Source organism: Bowmanella denitrificans, assembly GCF_039522935.1.
Taxonomy (GTDB): Bacteria; Pseudomonadota; Gammaproteobacteria; order Enterobacterales; family Alteromonadaceae; genus Bowmanella; species Bowmanella denitrificans.
This window is the reverse complement of record NZ_BAAAEI010000031.1, coordinates 142,998-160,322: the sequence shown is the minus strand read 5'-3', so window position 1 is coordinate 160,322 and position 17,325 is coordinate 142,998. Positions and strand designations below refer to the sequence as shown.

17 protein-coding genes are annotated in these 17,325 nt (G+C 50.5%); 8 read left to right on the top strand and 9 right to left on the bottom strand.

Annotation, left to right across the window (positions count from 1 at the left end):
* Nucleotides 1-56 precede the first annotated feature (56 nt).
* Nucleotides 57-2,675, top strand: a complete 2,619-nt coding sequence (locus tag ABD028_RS21975; RefSeq protein WP_102794420.1) for a sensor domain-containing phosphodiesterase — start codon at nt 57-59, stop codon at nt 2,673-2,675.
* Here the strand turns inward: ABD028_RS21975 and rep are convergent.
* The 3 genes from rep to efp form a co-directional block, all read right to left on the bottom strand.
* Nucleotides 2,665-4,677, bottom strand: a complete 2,013-nt coding sequence (gene rep, locus ABD028_RS21970) for a DNA helicase Rep (RefSeq protein ID WP_343847490.1) — start codon at nt 4,675-4,677, stop codon at nt 2,665-2,667. The two genes, ABD028_RS21975 and rep, sit on opposite strands and share 11 nt — an antisense overlap.
* 2 nt (nt 4,678-4,679) lie before the next feature.
* Complete coding sequence (gene epmA / locus ABD028_RS21965) at nt 4,680-5,660, bottom strand: elongation factor P--(R)-beta-lysine ligase (RefSeq protein WP_343847489.1); 981 nt, start codon at nt 5,658-5,660, stop codon at nt 4,680-4,682.
* Nucleotides 5,661-5,728: 68 nt separating this feature from the next.
* Nucleotides 5,729-6,298 carry an elongation factor P gene (gene efp, locus ABD028_RS21960; protein WP_102794423.1) on the bottom strand — a complete coding sequence of 190 codons (570 nt, stop codon included), beginning with the start codon at nt 6,296-6,298 and terminating at the stop codon, nt 5,729-5,731.
* A 31-nt stretch (nt 6,299-6,329) separates the two neighbouring features.
* On the opposite strand from efp, the gene epmB reads away from it, so the two are divergent.
* Nucleotides 6,330-7,355 (top strand): EF-P beta-lysylation protein EpmB, encoded by a 1,026-nt coding sequence (gene epmB, locus ABD028_RS21955; RefSeq protein ID WP_343847488.1) that lies wholly within the window; start codon nt 6,330-6,332, stop codon nt 7,353-7,355.
* 33 nt (nt 7,356-7,388) lie between these two features.
* Here the strand turns inward: epmB and ABD028_RS21950 are convergent, their stop codons facing one another.
* The gene (locus ABD028_RS21950) at nt 7,389-7,580 is read right to left on the bottom strand and encodes a hypothetical protein (RefSeq protein WP_102794425.1); all 192 of its coding nucleotides are present in this window, start codon (nt 7,578-7,580) and stop codon (nt 7,389-7,391) included.
* Nucleotides 7,581-7,692: 112 nt separating this feature from the next.
* On the opposite strand from ABD028_RS21950, the gene ABD028_RS21945 reads away from it, so the two are divergent.
* Together ABD028_RS21945 and ABD028_RS21940 are read left to right on the top strand one after the other, a co-directional pair.
* Nucleotides 7,693-8,007, top strand: a complete 315-nt coding sequence (locus ABD028_RS21945) for a hypothetical protein (RefSeq protein WP_102794426.1) — start codon at nt 7,693-7,695, stop codon at nt 8,005-8,007.
* A 101-nt stretch (nt 8,008-8,108) separates the two neighbouring features.
* Nucleotides 8,109-8,444 carry a hypothetical protein gene (locus tag ABD028_RS21940; RefSeq protein ID WP_343847487.1) on the top strand — a complete coding sequence of 112 codons (336 nt, stop codon included), beginning with the start codon at nt 8,109-8,111 and terminating at the stop codon, nt 8,442-8,444.
* 36 nt (nt 8,445-8,480) lie between these two features.
* Here ABD028_RS21940 and ABD028_RS21935 read toward each other — a convergent pair whose 3' ends face one another.
* Complete coding sequence (locus tag ABD028_RS21935; protein WP_102794428.1) at nt 8,481-9,005, bottom strand: DUF3016 domain-containing protein; 525 nt, start codon at nt 9,003-9,005, stop codon at nt 8,481-8,483.
* Between the two features lie 459 nt (nt 9,006-9,464).
* On the opposite strand from ABD028_RS21935, the gene ABD028_RS21930 reads away from it, so the two are divergent.
* Genes ABD028_RS21930 through ABD028_RS21915 form a run of 4 tightly spaced genes read left to right on the top strand, consistent with a single transcriptional unit; the run spans nt 9,465 to nt 12,662 of the window.
* Nucleotides 9,465-10,307, top strand: a complete 843-nt coding sequence (locus ABD028_RS21930) for a MipA/OmpV family protein (RefSeq protein WP_102794430.1) — start codon at nt 9,465-9,467, stop codon at nt 10,305-10,307.
* Between the two features lie 12 nt (nt 10,308-10,319).
* Entirely contained in the window at nt 10,320-10,694 is a 375-nt protein-coding gene (locus ABD028_RS21925) for a DUF3019 domain-containing protein (RefSeq protein ID WP_343847486.1), read from the top strand.
* Nucleotides 10,694-11,389: a response regulator gene (locus ABD028_RS21920; protein ID WP_343847485.1), complete on the top strand. Its 696-nt coding sequence runs from the start codon at nt 10,694-10,696 to the stop codon at nt 11,387-11,389. Before ABD028_RS21925 ends, ABD028_RS21920 begins: the two co-directional genes overlap by 1 nt.
* A 37-nt stretch (nt 11,390-11,426) precedes the next feature.
* A complete protein-coding gene (locus tag ABD028_RS21915; RefSeq protein WP_343847484.1) occupies nt 11,427-12,662 on the top strand; it encodes an ATP-binding protein in 1,236 nt (411 codons plus the stop codon).
* 86 nt (nt 12,663-12,748) lie between these two features.
* Here the strand turns inward: ABD028_RS21915 and purD are convergent, their stop codons facing one another.
* The 4 genes from purD to dusB form a co-directional block, all read right to left on the bottom strand.
* A complete protein-coding gene (purD, locus tag ABD028_RS21910; RefSeq protein WP_343847483.1) occupies nt 12,749-14,038 on the bottom strand; it encodes a phosphoribosylamine--glycine ligase in 1,290 nt (429 codons plus the stop codon).
* 85 nt (nt 14,039-14,123) lie between these two features.
* A complete protein-coding gene (purH, locus tag ABD028_RS21905; RefSeq protein ID WP_102794435.1) occupies nt 14,124-15,713 on the bottom strand; it encodes a bifunctional phosphoribosylaminoimidazolecarboxamide formyltransferase/IMP cyclohydrolase in 1,590 nt (529 codons plus the stop codon).
* Between the two features lie 138 nt (nt 15,714-15,851).
* Nucleotides 15,852-16,145, bottom strand: a complete 294-nt coding sequence (fis, locus tag ABD028_RS21900) for a DNA-binding transcriptional regulator Fis (RefSeq protein WP_102794436.1) — start codon at nt 16,143-16,145, stop codon at nt 15,852-15,854.
* 21 nt (nt 16,146-16,166) lie between these two features.
* Entirely contained in the window at nt 16,167-17,171 is a 1,005-nt protein-coding gene (gene dusB, locus ABD028_RS21895) for a tRNA dihydrouridine synthase DusB (protein ID WP_343847651.1), read from the bottom strand.
* Nucleotides 17,172-17,325 lie beyond the last annotated feature (154 nt).

The window sequence follows — 17,325 nt, the reverse complement described above, 5'->3', positions numbered from 1 at the left end:
CCGGTTAGCGACCAATAAACTATAACACCTAAAGCAATTCGCTTAACAAAGGCAACATGGCACCTGAAAAACTCGCTGAGTCTATGAGCATTGAAGAGTTACGCGCTCTTGTGCCAGAACTGCAGCAACTAACAGAAAAATATAAACAGGCAGAAGCCCTGCAGAAGGCCCTGTTTGATATTTCTGAGCTTGCAAACTCCGTTAGCGAGCTGTCTCGTCTGTATCCCGCCATTCACGACATTATCAGTGGCATGATGAATGCCCGTAATTTCTTTGTTGCCTTGTATGACCAAACCGCCGAGCTGGTAGATTTTGTCTATTTTGTCGACGAGTTCGATGAGCTGGAAGTGCGACAGATGCCTTCTGCAGAATTGAACAAAGGTTTGACCGGATACCTGCTGCGCAGTGGCGAAGCCTTGTTTCTGACTCAGGAAAACTATCACCAGCGGTTAAAACATATTCAAGTGGAAGAACTGGGCTCTGATCCGGTCGACTGGATGGGCGTTCCCCTCAAACGTGGCGCACAAACCGTAGGTGCCATGGTAGTGCAAAGCTATGATGAGTCGATACGATACACAGAGCAGGATCTGGAATTTCTGGTATTTGTGTCTCAGCATATCGTCAATGCCCTGGACAGGGTGAAAAACCGTGAGATCACAGAAAAGACCATCCGCGAGCGCACTCGCCAGTTGCGGCAGATGAACGAAGAGCTGCAGGATGAAATCCAGGAAAGACAAAAAATAGAGTCACTGCAGCAGGCCTTATTTGAGATTTCCGAACTGTCTGCCAATGTGGAAGGCGATATGCAGGACTTCTATTCCAGCCTGCATGACATTTTATCCAGACTACTCAGTGCCCCTAACTGTTACATCGCCATTTGGGATAAACAGCAGAATCTGCTGAATTTTCCCTACTTCAGCGATGAGCTTGAGCAAAGTATCGCCCCGCGTCCCCTGGGTAAAGGCTTGACCGAATATGTGCTCACCAATGGCCAGGCTGCCCTGATTGACGCGCAGCGCTCCAGATTGTTAACCGAACAAGGCGAGCTGGATAAACGGGTCAGCGACAAGATGATCCAGCGTGACAATTCCTGGCTGGGTTCACCCCTGGTGGTAGATGGCGAGATTTCCGGCGTGATTGCCGTACAGACCTATGAAAGCAAGAAAGGCTACACCCTAAAAGATCTGGAACTACTGAAATTTGTGTCCCACCATATTGCCGTTGCCATGGAGCGCAAGCGGGTAGCCGACGCCTTGCAGACCATTAATCTGCAATTGGCCGAGAAGGTTAAGGAACGTACCGAGGAGCTGTATAAAACCAACCAGCACCTGAAAAAGCAGATAGAAGAACGTAAAGAGATAGAGCTGAAGTTAATCCATGACGCTCATCACGACGCCCTCACCGATCTGCCCAACCGAGTTATGTTCAGTAACAGACTGGAACTGGCGGTGGCCAATAAAAAACGCCACCCTGACCACAACTTTGCCGTACTGTTTATTGACCTGGACAGATTCAAATTAATCAACGACACCATCGGCCATCATGCTGGCGATATGTTCCTGATTGAGGTGTCCAAACGCCTTAGTCAGTGTATTCGTGGCCATGACTTGCTGGCACGGTTGGGCGGCGATGAGTTTGTGATATTACTGGACAGTCTGGAACACGAAGAAGACGCCGAAGAAGTCGCCAGCCGTATCATTGATTTACTGTCTAATCCCTTTGTACTGGACGATAAGGAAATGTACTCAGGGGCCAGTATCGGTATTGCTTTTATTCAAAGCTGGTACAAAAAGGCCGAAGAAGTGATTCGCGATGCCGATGCCGCCATGTATCAGGCCAAGGCATTAGGCCGTGGCCGCTTTATGACCTTCGACAGTAGTATGCGGGAACGTCTGTTGGAAGAACTTGAGCTGGAAAGTGAGTTCCGCCGCATGCTCAAAGAAAGTCTGTTCGAGTGCTACTGTCAGCCTGCGGTTAATCTGGACAATCAGGATTGGGTATATCTGGAGTGCTATATCCGCTGGCAGCACCCAACCTTGGGTAAGGTGAAGCGCGAACAATTCTGGCAAGTTGCCGAGCATAGCGGCCTGACCATAGAAATGGATAATTTTATGCTGGAACGGGCCTGCGAATGCCTGAGCCAGATGCAGGGTATGGCCAAACAACCTGTACGCGTGGCCCTGAACCTGAGCATTAATCATCTGCTGCAGAATAAATTAGTCACCCAGATGTTGGAGCAGGTGGAAGCGGCCGGAATTTCCCCCGCACAGTTGGTCTTGGAATTTGACGAGAACGACCTGAATAAGCGCTCCACTCATATTCTGCCTGCCTTAAAGAAGCTCAAGCGGGCCGGCGTCACACTGGTACTGGACAATTTTGGCAGCGGCCTGGCATCACTTTCCTACCTGTATTCCTACCCGTTTGACTATGTGAAAGTGGACCATCGCTTTGTTAAGTCCCTGCCCAGGTCAGAGAAGAACCTGAAGATGATTCAGTCCGTTATCAGCATTGCCGAACACCTTGGCTTTAAACTGATAGCCGAAGGCATTGAAACACAGGCCCAGTTTGACGCATTGCGGGAAATTGGTTGCCAGTTCGGTCAGGGTAGTTTTGTGATGCCGTCTCAACGTATGGAATTACTGACCAGCGGACCCAGCCGAAAAATCAGCGTTTAAGCAAGTTTCTCAGATTGGCGATCCCTACCTCTCCTTTTTTCTGTCTGACCTCGGCGCTGTCCTTAACTTTTTTATGCTCCCAAACCAGATCATCCTGTGGCAGTTCATACAGGAATCGACTGGGCTCCGGGTTTATTACTTCGCCGTACTGACGACGCTCTTTCGCAAGGGTGAAAAATAGCTCTCGCTGGGCACGGGTGATACCAACGTATGCCAGACGTCGTTCTTCCTCTATATTGTTCTCATCGATACTGCTTTGATGCGGCAGCAGACCTTCTTCCATCCCCACCATAAACACATAAGGAAACTCCAGGCCTTTTGATGCATGCAGGGTCATTAGCTGTACCTGATCGGACTCCTCACTGTCTTCCCCCCGTTCCATCATATCGCGCAAAATCAGCCGGTTTACCACTTCCTGCAAGCTCATAGGCGGGTCGAGCTCATTGCCTTCCAGCATGTCGTTGATCCAGCCAAACAGCGTGCTGATATTGCTCATGGCCCATTCTGCGGCTTTGGGACTGGCACTGGACTCATACAGATATTCTTCGTAATGCATGCTTTTGATCATGTCGCGGATGGCTTGGGTGGTATCCCCCCGCACAGCCTGGTCAGACAGTTCCACCAACCAGCGACTGAAATTCTGTACCGCCGTCAGGGCTTTGCCGGATAACACACTATGCAATTGCCCATGGCAGGATGCGCTAAACAATGACTCATGCAGTTCATTAGCAAAGTTGCCTAGTTTTTCCAGAGTAGCCCGGCCAATCCCCCTGGCAGGCACATTAATCACCCTTAGCAAGGCATTGTCATCGTCCTGATTCACCAGCAAGCGCAAGTAAGCCATAATGTCTTTAATCTCAGCCTTGGCAAAAAAGGACGTACCGCCGCTGATTTTGTAAGGAATTCGGTTAGTGGTCAGCGTCTTTTCAAACAGTCTGGATTGGTGATTGCCCCGGTACAAAATGGCATAGTCCTTAAACTGCGTACCATTCATAAACTTGTGTGCCATCAGCTCGGCCACCACCCGCTCTGCCTCATGCTCCTCGTTTTTGGCCTGCAGTATCTTCAGCGGTTCACCATAACCCAGTTCAGAAAACAGCTTCTTGTCGAACACATGGGGGTTATTCTGAATCAGAATGTTGGCACTGTGCAGAATACGGCCCGATGAACGGTAATTCTGCTCCAGTTTAATCACCCTGAGTTTGGGGAAATCACTCTGCAGCAACACCAGATTCTGTGGCTTGGCACCGCGCCAGGAGTAAATGGACTGATCATCATCGCCAACCACGGTAAAGCGCGCCCGCTCCCCGACCAGCAGCTTGACCAGTTCATACTGACTGGTATTGGTATCCTGATATTCATCCACCAGCAGATAACGAATTTTGTTCTGCCATTTGTGCCGAACCGTTTCGTTATGCCGCAGCAGCAGGGTTGGCATCAGGATCAGGTCGTCAAAATCCAGGGCATTGTAAGCTTTCAGATTTTGCTGGTAGCGCAGGTAATACTCGGCAAACTCCTTTTCACCAGCAGATGTTGCGGCTCGTTGCATTTGCTCGGGCAGAATCAGGTCATTCTTCCAGTTGGAAATGCAGCTTTGCAGCAGCGCAAGCTGCTCTTTGTCACCGTCCCACTGCTCCTGCGTCAGGTCTTTTAGTAGCGCCAGACTGTCTTTATCATCAAACAGGGAAAACCCCGCCTTTAACCCCAGGGCTTTTACTTCTGACTTGATAATATTCAGGCCCATGGTATGAAAGGTAGACACCTTCAGGCCCCTGGCTTCCTGTTTACCCAGGGTCTGCGCCACCCGCTCTTTCATTTCCCGGGCGGCTTTGTTGGTGAATGTTACCGCCGCAATACCGCGAGCGGGCACATCACATTCCCTGACCAGATAGGCAATCTTGTTGGTAATAACGCGGGTTTTACCGCTGCCAGCGCCAGCCAATACCAGGCAAGGTCCTGAGATATATTTTACAGCTTTGTCCTGGGCGTCATTCAGTCTCATGCTCAGGCATTTCCTACATCAAAACTCAGCACATCACTGATGCTGGATTGCGCCAACGCTAGCATAAACAACCTGTCCAACCCTACTGCCACTCCGGCACAGGAGGGAATGCCGGCTTCCAGTGCCTGCAACAGCATGGGATCTATGGGTTTTTCCTGCTTGCCCTGCGAGCGCCTTTTCAGATTGTCTTGCTCGAATCTGGCCTTTTGCTCACCGGCGTCGTCCAGTTCGTGAAAGCCATTGGCCAGTTCCAGATTGCGGAAATACAGTTCAAAGCGCTGTGCTGCGCGTGGATCATCAGGATTAAGTTTAGCCAATGCGGCCTGACTGGCAGGAAAGTCATAGACAAAACAAGGTCGCTGTTGACCGATTTGTGGTTCAACCGCATCGCAAAACAGCAGTTGTAACAGCACATCCCGGTCTGTCTCGTTGTCTGCCAACTCGCCGTGCCCCAATTGAGCAGCGGCCTGCCTAAGCTCAGCCAGATGGCAGGATAACGGGTCCAGCTTGACATGCTGCATAAACACTTGTTGATAGCTGACTCGCTCAGCCGGTTCTGTGCTGCAAATCAGTTGTACCAACTCATCCAGTTCCTGCATTAAATCAAAATGATCAAAACCGGGCCGGTACCACTCCAGCATGGTGAATTCCGGGTTGTGCCAACGCCCCGACTCTTCATTGCGATAGGCTTTGCATATCTGAAAAATAGCGCCACTGCCTGCCGCCAATAACCGCTTCATGGCGTATTCAGGCGAGGTTTGCAGGTATAAGGTACGCCCTTGTGCTGCCCCTGGCCCAACAAATTCAGTACTAAAGCCTTGCAGATGCTCATCCGTCACTGTGGCACTTGAAAGACAGGGGGTTTCCACTTCCCAAACACCGCGCCTGGCAAAGAATAACCGTACTGCCGCCATTAACTCGGCGCGTTTTTGCAAGATGTCGATGCTGGCCGTTGGCCGCCAGGAAACTGATGAAGGTGCCATGTTGAACTCAATATCTGCAACAATGAAAAAAGCCCACCTGAAGTGGGCTTTCAAAGCAAGTTTAGGTGTTACTTCTGCGCCCGGGAAACATACTCGCCGCTGCGGGTATCAACCTTAATCACCTCGCCGGTCTGCACAAACAAAGGCACGCGCACTACCGCCCCAGTGCTGCAGGTGGCAGGCTTACCACCGGTGCCGGCAGTATCGCCTTTAAGGCCGGGATCGGTTTCGGTAATTTCCAGTTCCACAAAGTTAGGTGGTGTGACAGTGATAGGCGAACCATTCCACAAGGTAATAGTGCAAGGGTCGTTTTCTACCAGCCACTTAACATTGTCACCTACTGCGGCCTTATCAGCAGCAATCTGCTCGAAGGTGTCATTGTTCATGAAGTGCCAGAATTCACCGTCGGTATACAAGTAGGACAGGCTCAGATCCATTACATCGGCACCTTCAACGGTATCGCCTGATTTGAAGGTTTTCTCCAGCACTTTGCCAGAAATCAGCTTACGGATCTTAACCCGGTTAAAGGCCTGGCCTTTACCGGGTTTGACATACTCGTTTTCGAGGACGTTGCATGGCTCACCGTCGAGCATGATTTTTAGTCCAGCTTTGAATTCGTTTGTGCTGTAAAATGCCATCTTTTCCCCATTACGTTTTGAGAGCACGTTATTGGCGCAGATAATACCTAAAATTGTCCCCGCTGTAGAGACTTCCTGGCAAAAAGAATTGGCTTTAGCATATCGCGATCCAGGCAAATTGCTGGAGGCGCTGGAGTTGCCTGCAGAAGCCTTTAGCAGCGGTTTTGCCGCCAGAAAACTATTTCCGCTGATAGTGCCAAGACCTTTTGTTGAAAGGATGAAAAAAGGCGATGCCAGTGATCCCCTGCTACGCCAAGTGCTCACCCTGGAAGAAGAACTGCTTGAAACACCGGGATACAGTACAGACCCACTGGACGAACAGCAAAGTGCCGTGCCGGGTTTATTGCATAAGTATCAAAGTCGGGTACTGATGATTATTCGCGGTGGCTGCGCGATAAACTGCCGCTATTGTTTTCGCCGCCATTTTCCTTATGCAGACAACGCCCCCTCCAGGCAAGGATGGCAACAGGCACTGAACTATATTCGCGCCAATCAGGAGATTAACGAGGTTATCTACTCAGGTGGCGACCCTCTGATGGCCAAAGATGATTTCCTCGCCTGGCTTAGCCAGGAGGTTGCAAACATTCCGCATGTAACACGCTTGCGCCTGCATACCAGGCTACCGGTGGTAATTCCGGCGCGGATAACTGATGAGCTACTTGGCTGGTTTGCCGACAGCCGTCTGCGCCCTGTCATGGTGCTGCATATCAACCATGCCAACGAAGTGGATAAAAAGCTCGAAGAAGCGCTACACAAGCTACGTGCTGCCGGTGTTACTTTGCTGAATCAGGCTGTATTGCTAAAAGGTGTGAACGATTCTGTGCAGGCTCAAGTGGAGCTTAGTGAAGCAATATTTGCTGTTGGCGTACTGCCGTACTATCTGCATTTGCTGGACAAGGTACAAGGCGCGGCGCATTTTGCGGTGGATGACAGCCAGGCAAGGCAAATAATGGCAGGAATGATAAAGCGCCTGCCGGGATACCTGGTGCCCAAACTCGTCAGAGAAATTGGTCACCAGCCCGGCAAGACGCCCGTCGACTTACATCTTCATCCCTAACGCAGGCAAGCCTGGCCAGGGTCGGGCTGCCAATCAGGCGAAGGTATCGATAGTCGATCCCAACGCAGGATTTGCCGAAGAAGCTTTGGGTACGCCAGAAGCTGAATCCAGCAACTGAAGTGCGGCTTTGCCCTCTTGTTCCTGCTGATTTTTAGCAAGTTTTGCAGAGCGAAGTTCTGCCGACACGTCGGACATTCCAGAGGTAGAAGCACCTTGTAGTTCCATACCTGTTCCTCTTACAGCTTGAGACTGAGTTTAAAAGCGGGCAGAATTGCCCACCTTCGACAGCTTATCGGCATGCCTTAGCGCATCTTTAATAAAAAAGTGAATTTTTTCCATGCAAAGCATCCTGGATAAACTCAAAGACAACATGCAGGTCATCTATCGGCGCGCGCTGGACGCCGACCAGTCACTGGCCAAGCTGCATCAGCAAGGCCAGGGAAAATTCCAGCAGGTGTTTGCCGATGACGCTGGATTTGAGGTTCAAAGTAAAAGGTTTGGGCCTTATGTTGAAGAACTGGCTCGCGATATCGTTACTCTCGAAAACCAGACAGATACCGAAACCTTTGAGCCCCAACTAGCCAACGTCGTGCGCAAAATGGAACTGTTGTTTTCTACCCTGGCCGGTTTTAAAGACAGCCTGAAAGGCTAAGCGAGCAGGTTGTTTTTTAGCCTGCCTGGTGCATACTTATACAGGTTCCGTTGAAATCTGATGGAACTGAACTAAGTGCGAAGCATCAAGGGGAGGTTGTAATGGAAGTACTGGCAACCAACACAAGTTTAAATTCATCTTTCCGCCAACAGTCGGTCAGCGCGGCAGAGGAAAAGCCTGTTGCCTTTGGTATCGGCGCCGGACAACCCAAGGTGGAACTGTCCCCCCAGGCCAGGATATTGCAGCAGACTGAACAGAATCTGCAAGCCCAGCAACAAACACGCCCAGCCAGCCAGGACAAACAACAGGACGATGCCGAGGATGGCAGCAGTGATTTTGTCAGGGTATCCAGCAGCGTCGGGCCGTCTGCGCAAAGCAATAACTTGTCCGCTGAAAAAGCGACGGAGTTATATAAGTCTATTGAAAAAATGCTTTAACCAAAACAAAGCCAGGCGGAGCCTGGCTTTGTGGGTTTATTCTTTAGGTAATATGTCGGCGAACGCCTCATTAAACCATTCCCGAATCATATTTTTCTCGTAGCGCAGTGATTCACTGTTAAACAGCGGGTTCACTCTGTCCTGAAAGCTCATATCCTTAAGATCCACTTCCTCACCTTTGATCTGCTCACCACTGGCGTCCAATAGTTTGTAATCAAACTTCATCCTTGGAATATCAATACGTTTAATTAGGCGCACATCAGAGGGACTGTTCAGGCCAACAAAACTGCCTGGCCAGACCTGACCGGCTAAATCCAGATTAGTGACATTCAACTGTAATTTTTGCCCATCGGGAAGCTTCTCTGCCAGCTTTTCTACGTACTCCTGGATCTCGGCAAAGGTTCTTTCTCTGAACTTTACTCTGGATTCATTGGCAGGGTGTACATCCGTATAACGGTCGGGATCCTGCCAGTTTATCTCTACATCGGCCTTGGCCAGACTGACACCACTGACACTCATTAAAGTAGTAGCCAACAATAAGGAACGGGTAACCTGTTTCATACTCTTACCTCTGCACAAATGTCTGAACGATGAGTATGAGTCTACAGGATACAACTGAATTTTTGCTGAACATCGCCGTTCCTGTTCCTCCATGAACCCACGGCATACGACCTCCAAGGAGGGCGGAAGTGACGAAAATGCAGGAGCAGCTTTTCGTCCCGTTCATCCTGAACATCGCCGCTCCTGTTCCTCCATGAACCCAAGGCATACCGTTCATCCTGAACATAAAAAAGGCCGGTAGAACCGGCCAACCACAACACAGGTAAAGGATTAAGTTACCTGCTCTTGCACTGTGTCGGTAACTGCAGGCTTCCTAGCCATAAACCGACAACACAATCCTAGCTTCTGGCCTTCCTTCGGTCAGATCGAATTTGACAGCATTTGTGAATAATTGTAATTCATAGATGAGTCCGGCCTTGGCCTCTGCTACCCTTGTCTGCCGGTGTATCAGGAGCTGTCATGACGTTGCGGGTTGGTTTGTGGATTGTATTGGTTGGCCTAATGGCTGGTCCCTCTGCTATTGCCTGTGAAAGCCAATGTATTGAAAAGGGGCAGTGGCAGTTGGGTGTGGCCATCGGGGCGGGCGTCCGAAGCAATCCTCTGGTTGACGGCGATAATATTCCGCTGGTGGTTCTACCCGATATCGCCTGGTATGGCGAGGCCTTCTATCTGGATAATGATGAAGTAGGTTATCAGGTTATTGATAATGGCACCTTCGCTTTGGAAGGCTTCGTTAATTTAAACAAGGAAGCCGCTAACTTTGCCTTTTGGCACCCTGCCAATCTATTCTCTAATATGGCATTGGGGTCTGGTTTTATTGGCCCCTCGATGGAAGTAAAGCGTACCGTTTCCAAAGATGACGTGGCCACCCGGCGTTGGTCTGTTAATGGTGGCGTCAGGCTGCACCTTCGCCATGAATCAGGCGAGTTTCAGGCCAGTATGGTGACAGACGTTGGTAAGGTTCACCATGGTCAGCAAGCCGAGCTTAGCTACAGCCTGTCCTGGCAAACCGGTCACTGGACCTGGGTTGCCACACCATCACTGGTATGGAAAAGCACAAAACTGGTAGATTATTATTACGGTCTGGATGATCGCGACGAGGTTGACACTTCCCTCTATTATGAAGCCCGTTCCGGCTGGTATCCTTCTCTGTCAATTCAGGTTATCCGTCCCATAGCTGAGCATTGGCGACTGATTGGCAGCCTGACCTGGACAGAACTGCATAAAGGGATGACGGCCAGCCCGTTGTTGGATGAAAGCAAGATTAGAGGAATTTTTGTCGGTGCCGCCTACCACTTCTGAAGAGACTCAAGGTTGAAGCCGGTTTGGTACCGGCTGCTGATATTAATGGCAGTCAGTGGCTGGCATTTGTCAGTGGCAGCGCAGGACCTGGGATGGCGTGTTAAGCCTAGTGTCTGCATTGTTAAAGAGCTGGGGGAAGCCTGCCAATTGCAACTGGATATTCAAATATGGGGGGACTTACCTCCTGACAGCTGTCTGTTTCTCAGTGACGAGCAGTTGCAATGCTGGCAGACCCCACGGCAACATATTCGTTTAAGCCTGAGTTACAGTGAAGATTCGGTTATCAGTATGCGGCAGGATGACCGCGACTTATTGACAGAGACACTGGAAGTAAAGGCACTGAGTGCTGTTCGCCAGCGTGTACGTAAGCCCTGGAGTTTATTCTGATGGCAAAAGTTTTTCTGGTAGAAGATGACGAGAGATTAAGCCAGTTAACGGCGGAATTTTTGCGTAACCAACAGTTGGATGTTGTGCAATTTGCCGATGGTACCGACTTACTTCAGCAAGTACGCAAACAACAGCCAGACATTATTTTGCTGGATGTGATGCTGCCAGGTGAAGATGGCTTTATGCTCTGCCGCTCTTTACGCCAGTCCTTCAACGGCCCTATTCTGTTTCTTACGGCCAGAGATACAAACTATGATCAGGTGCTGGGCTTGGAGCTGGGTGCCGATGACTATGTGATCAAACCCGTCGAGCCTCGTGTATTGCTGGCCCGTATCCATGCCTTACTCAGGAGAGTCAAACCAACTGGTAGCCCGCAGCCTGCCAGCAAACTGAAGTTCGGTAGTCTGCGTATCGATAGCGCCTCCAGACAGGTCATGCTTGGGGAAGAGCCCATTCAACTGACCAGCCATGAATTTGATTTATTATGGATGCTGGCGGAAAACGCGTCACAGTTAGTTGACCGTGAACAGATTTACCGGGATTTAATCGGTCGTGAATATGACGGCCTGGACCGTTCAGCCGACGTACGTATTTCGCGATTGCGCAAAAAATTACGTGATAATCAGCAAAACCCACAGCGCATTAAAACGATCTGGGGCAAAGGCTTCTTCTTTGTGGCCGATGCCTGGGATTAATATGCAGGCAGTCTTTGTCACTCTTCAGGTTTAGATAATGGGCAGACTATTCGTCAGCCTGTATGTTTTTATTGTGCTGTCTTTAGTTGGGCTGGCGGCAGTTCTGGACAAAGTATTCCTGGAGAACGACAGTAAGCTGGACCCCTGGGTTGCAGCCACGGCTGCCTTTGTTAGCCAACAACTTTCGCTACCAGAAAATTTACCCAGCCAGCTAGACACCTTCGGGCTTAAACTTGACCGTCTGGATGTAGACAGCATTGCCTGGCCGCAAGACATGGCTGAACAACTGCAAAATGGCCAGCCCCTGGTGTTGTTCGACGATGAATATGGGCAGCAGCTATACATCCTCGACAGCCGCAACAATCAGCTTCTGCAGATTTATCATCCTGATCAACCCAGTCAGTTAAATGTTTGGTTGTATAGCGGTGTGTTTTTCGCTTTGCTGGCTTTACTTCTGTCACTATGGACCTGGCCGCTTTGGCGCGACTTATCCAAGTTACGAGAAGCCTCACGTTCTTTGCGTCAGGATGGTTCACTGCCCGCCATTTCCGTCGGTTCAGCGTCGGCTTTGTCCAGCATTATGCATTCATTCAATCAGCTCGGAACACAAATCAAACAGTTAGTGCAGAATCAACGGGAACTCACTGGAGCCGTGGCACATGAATTTCGTACGCCATTGTCACGCCTGAAGTTTGCTTTGGCCATGGAGCCACCACCCGGCTCAGCCCCCTGGCAGGATATGACACGGGATGTTGAAGAATTGGAGCGACTGGTGCAGGAAATGCTCGATTACGCCAGCATGGAAAATACCGCACCGGAGATGGATTACTCGACCCTACCACTGGCGGAATTAGTGGAAGGACTAGCCAATCGCATGGCAGCCAACTGCCCGCCACATATTAAGCTCGAATTGCAATTATCCGATGCTGAGTTGCTGGCTGATGGGTACTTTGTGCAGCGGGCGCTGCAAAATATTATGCAGAACGCCATGCGCCATGCCAAAAGCAGGATTCTGGTCAGTATTGAAACAGATAAAGACGAAATTCGTCTGATGGTGGACGATGACGGCCAGGGCGTGGAAGAAGCCGACAAAGACAAAATTTTTGAACCTTTCTTCAGACCTGATGCAGGACGGGACAGAAAACGCGGAGGGGCCGGACTTGGTCTGGCGATTGTCAGACGGATACAACAATGGCACCAGGGCAGTTGTAAAGTAGAACGCTCGCCGTTGGGAGGCGCGCGTTTTATATTACGTTATCCGCAGACGCGTTGATCTAAGCCAACAGCATCCCAGGGTGCAATAAACAATGCTTTGTGAACAACCATTAAGGCCCGTTCAGGGCCTTAATGGTATTGGGTTTACTTGCCCTGTTCCCTGGCAATAGCACGCCAGGCAATATCTTTTCGGCAAAACATGCCGTTCCAACTAATTTCTTCAACCAGTTTATAAGCGTTCTGCTGCGCTTCGCTCACTGTTTCCCCCAATGCTGTGGCACAAAGTACCCGACCGCCATTGGTGACAACCTGTCCTTCCTGCATTTTGGTACCAGCATGGAACACTTTTGCAGTAGCGCTTTCGCCATTGCCCAAACCACTGATCACGTCACCTTTAGGGTAATCGCTGGGATAGCCCTTGGCAGCCAGAACCACCCCCACGGCAGCGCGAGCATCAAAGTCGATTTGAGTGTTATCCAACTTGCCATCCAGCGCCGCTTCACACAAACCGACCAGGTCTGATTGCAGACGCAGCATAATGGGCTGAGTTTCAGGGTCACCAAAACGGCAGTTATATTCGATCACTTTAGGTGTGCCGTCGCTGGTAATCATTAAGCCGGCATACAGAAAGCCCACATAAGGATGCCCTTCAGATGCCATGCCCTGTACGGTGGGGAAAATCACTTCGTTCAGAATGCGTTGGTGCACATCAGCGGTAACTACGGGCGCCGGAGAATAGGCTCCCATGCCGCCAGTATTTGGCCCTTGATCACCATCGCCCACACGTTTGTGATCCTGACTGGTGGCAAAGGACAGCACATTTTTACCATCCACCATCACAATAAAACTGGCTTCTTCACCGCTCAGAAACTCTTCGATCACCACCCGGCTACCGGCATCGCCAAAGGCGTTGCCAGCCAGCATATCACGAATGGCATCTTCCGCTTCCTGCTCCGTCATGGCGACGATAACGCCTTTACCAGCGGCCAGGCCATCGGCCTTTACCACAATAGGCGCGCCTTGCTGCTTAACATAATCCAGTGCAGGGCCAACCTCAGTAAAAGTCTGATAAGCCGCAGTGGGAATGTTATGGCGGGCCAGAAAGTCCTTGGTAAAGGCTTTGGAGCCTTCAAGCTGGGCGGCCGCCTGGCTGGGACCAAAAATGCGCAAACCAGCGGCCTGGAACTTGTCTACCACGCCAAGCACCAACGGGGCTTCAGGACCGACAATGGTCAGGTCGATTTTTTCCTGCTGGGCAAATGCCAGTAAACCGCCAATGTTTTCTGCACCAATGGCAACATTCTGGATATTCGGTTCCAGTTCGGTGCCAGCATTACCTGGGGCAATAAACACCTGACTAACCTGTTCAGACTGGGCAGCCTTCCATGCCAGCGCATGTTCACGACCGCCGCCGCCGATAATCAATACTTTCATTCTGTTCTCCCATTGTCCTTGTTTTAAGCCCGAGTATACCCCGGCTTCAGCAAACAGAAAGTCGACCCGCAGGCCGACTTACAGATTAATGGCGGAAATGACGCATACCAGTGAAGACCATGGTCATACCATGCTCGTCGGCTGCGGCAATCACTTCTTCATCACGCATCGAGCCACCAGGCTGAATCACAGCTTTGATTCCTGCTGCTGCCGCAGCATCTATACCGTCACGGAATGGGAAGAAGGCATCCGACGCCATCACAGAACCGGCTACCTGAAGGTTCTCATCTGCTGCTTTGATACCGGCAATCTTGGCAGAGTAAACCCGGCTCATCTGGCCAGCGCCCACCCCTATGGTCATACCGTCTTTGGTATACACAATGGCATTAGACTTAACGTACTTGGCCACCTTCCAGGCAAACAGCAGATCTTTCAGTTCCTGCTCACTGGGCTGGCGCTTAGAAACCACTTTCAGATCGTCCATTTCCACCATACCAAAGTCTCGGTCCTGCACCAGCAGGCCGCCATTCACCCGTTTCAGGTCAAACTCTTCGGTTAACTGGCCGCGCCAGTCACCACATTCCAGCAGGCGCACATTTTGTTTAGCACTGACGATTTCCACGGCATCGGCAGACACACTGGGAGCAATGATCACTTCCACAAACTGACGTTCGATAATGGCCTGAGCGGTTTTACCATCCAATTCGCGGTTAAATGCAATGATGCCGCCAAATGCAGATGTGGGGTCGGTTTGGTAGGCGCGATTGTAAGCCTCAAGAATATCGCTGCCCAGCGCCACACCACAAGGATTGGCGTGTTTAACGATCACGCAGGCTGGCTCATCGAATTCTTTCACACATTCCAGTGCCGCATCGGTATCGGCGATGTTGTTGTAAGACAGCTCTTTACCCTGCAATTGACGGGCAGTGGCCACGGACGCTTCCTGCACGTCGGCTTCCACATAAAATGCAGCAGATTGATGACTGTTTTCGCCATAGCGTAGATCCTGCTGTTTAATAAATTGCAGATTCAGCGTACGGGGGAACTGCGAACCTTCACTGGAAGGTTCACCGTGAGAAGGCACCATGGCACCGAAATAGTTGGCGATCATGCCATCGTACTGGGCGGTGTGTTCAAAAGCAGCGATAGCCAGATCAAAGCGGGTGGCATAGGTCAGGCTGGTGTTGTTGTTCTGCATTTCTTCCAGCACCCTGGCATAGTCCTGGGCATTCACCACAATAGCCACATCATTGTGGTTTTTGGCCGCCGCCCGCACCATGGTCGGCCCACCAATATCGATGTTCTCAATGGCATCTTCCAATGTGCAATCATCGTTTTCCACTGTTTTAGCGAACGGGTAAAGATTCACTACCACCATATCAATGGCTTGGATATCATGTTGTTCCATCACCGCTTCATCCTGACCACGGCGTCCGAGAATACCGCCATGCACTTTAGGGTGTAGCGTTTTCACTCTGCCATCCATGATTTCCGGATGACCAGTGTAATCCGATACTTCAGTGACCTTCAGACCATTGTCGGCCAGTAATTTGGCTGTGCCGCCGGTGGACAACAGTTCGATGTCCATGGCTGCCAGAGCCTGAGCAAATTCTAAGATACCGGTTTTGTCTGATACGCTCAGCAGGGCGCGGCGGATGGGTTTTGCATTTTCCATCAAGAAGTCCTCTTGGCATGAAAATAGAAGAACATGAGATTGGCCTGGCACAGTGTAATACCAATTGCACTGCAATTGCCGACCGGAATAATGAAAAGAGCACCATCAGGTGCTCTTTTCATCGGTGGCCAATTGGCCTTAGTTCATACCGTACTGCTTCAGTTTCTTACGCAGTGTGCCACGGTTGATTCCCATCATAATGGCGGCGCGGGTTTGGTTGCCGCGGGTGAAGGTCATGATTTCTTCCAGGAGCGGCGCTTCAACTTCAGCCAGAACCAGCTCATACAGGTTCTCGATATTAGTGTTGTCCAGCTGTTTCAAGTATTTGTTGACGGCTTGCTTGACGGAGTCGCGCAGTGGCTTCTGAGCCTGAGTTTGAGAAGGAGTCGTTACCGTTGTGGTAAAAGGAGAAGTTACGTTTTGATCGAACATAATACTATCTTTGCTCTTAGGTTAATGATACTCGGCGACAGAAGCGAAGCCAGGCTTCGGTTCCATCAACTGTTCAAAATACTGATCCAAGGCCCTGATTTGCTCAGCGGCATCCTCAATGGCATTGAATCGACTACGAAACTGACGATCCTGGTCATGTTCCGCCAAATACCAACCCACATGTTTGCGGGCGATACGTGCGCCTGAAAACTCACCATAAAACTGGTGTACATTGCTGACATGCTCGAGCATCACCTGCCTGATTTCAGCTAATGCAGGTGAAGGCAAAACCTCACCTGTTTCCAGATAATGCGCGATTTCACGGAATATCCAGGGGCGTCCCTGGGCTCCACGTCCAATCATGACAGCGTCAGCCCCCGTCATGGCCAGCACCTGGCTGGCTTTCTGCGGGCTGGTAATATCCCCGTTAGCGACAACGGGAATGTTCACCGCCTGCTTGATGGCTCGAATGGTGTCGTATTCGGCTTCCCCTTTGTACATACAAGCCCTTGTGCGGCCATGTACAGCGAGGGATTGAATACCTTCACCTTCAGCTATTCTGGCGATGTCCACACCGTTTTTATTGTCCCTGTCCCATCCTGTACGGATTTTCAGGGTCACCGGCACATCCACCGCGCTCACCACTGCACGAACAATATCGCGAACCAGTTCGGGATATTGCAACAGGGCAGAGCCCGCCATTTTCTTGTTTACCTTTTTTGCCGGGCAGCCCATATTGATATCAATTATCTGGGCGCCACTTTCGACGTTATGAATAGCGGCCATCGCCATCAACGCTGGATCAGCGCCGGCAATTTGTACCGATCTGATGCCAGTTTCTCCTTCATGGTCCATTCGATGTTTGGACTTGTCGGATTTCCACACGTCAGGGTTGGACAGCAGCATTTCTGACACCACCAGTCCGGCGCCCATGCGTTTGCATAATTGCCGAAATGGGCGGTCTGTTACCCCCGCCATCGGTGCCAGGATCAGATTATTGTCTAGTTTGTAAGGACCAATCTGCATAACACCACTGTGCAAAAAACATCCACCCCGTTCAAAAGGGCGCTAAGTTTACGGTTTTTTTGCCATGATGAAAAGGCTAGAAATTAAACAAAATGTCAGTTTTTTTGCCATTTGTGACTTGACAGGCAAAAACCTGTTATGCCGCTGTGGCTCA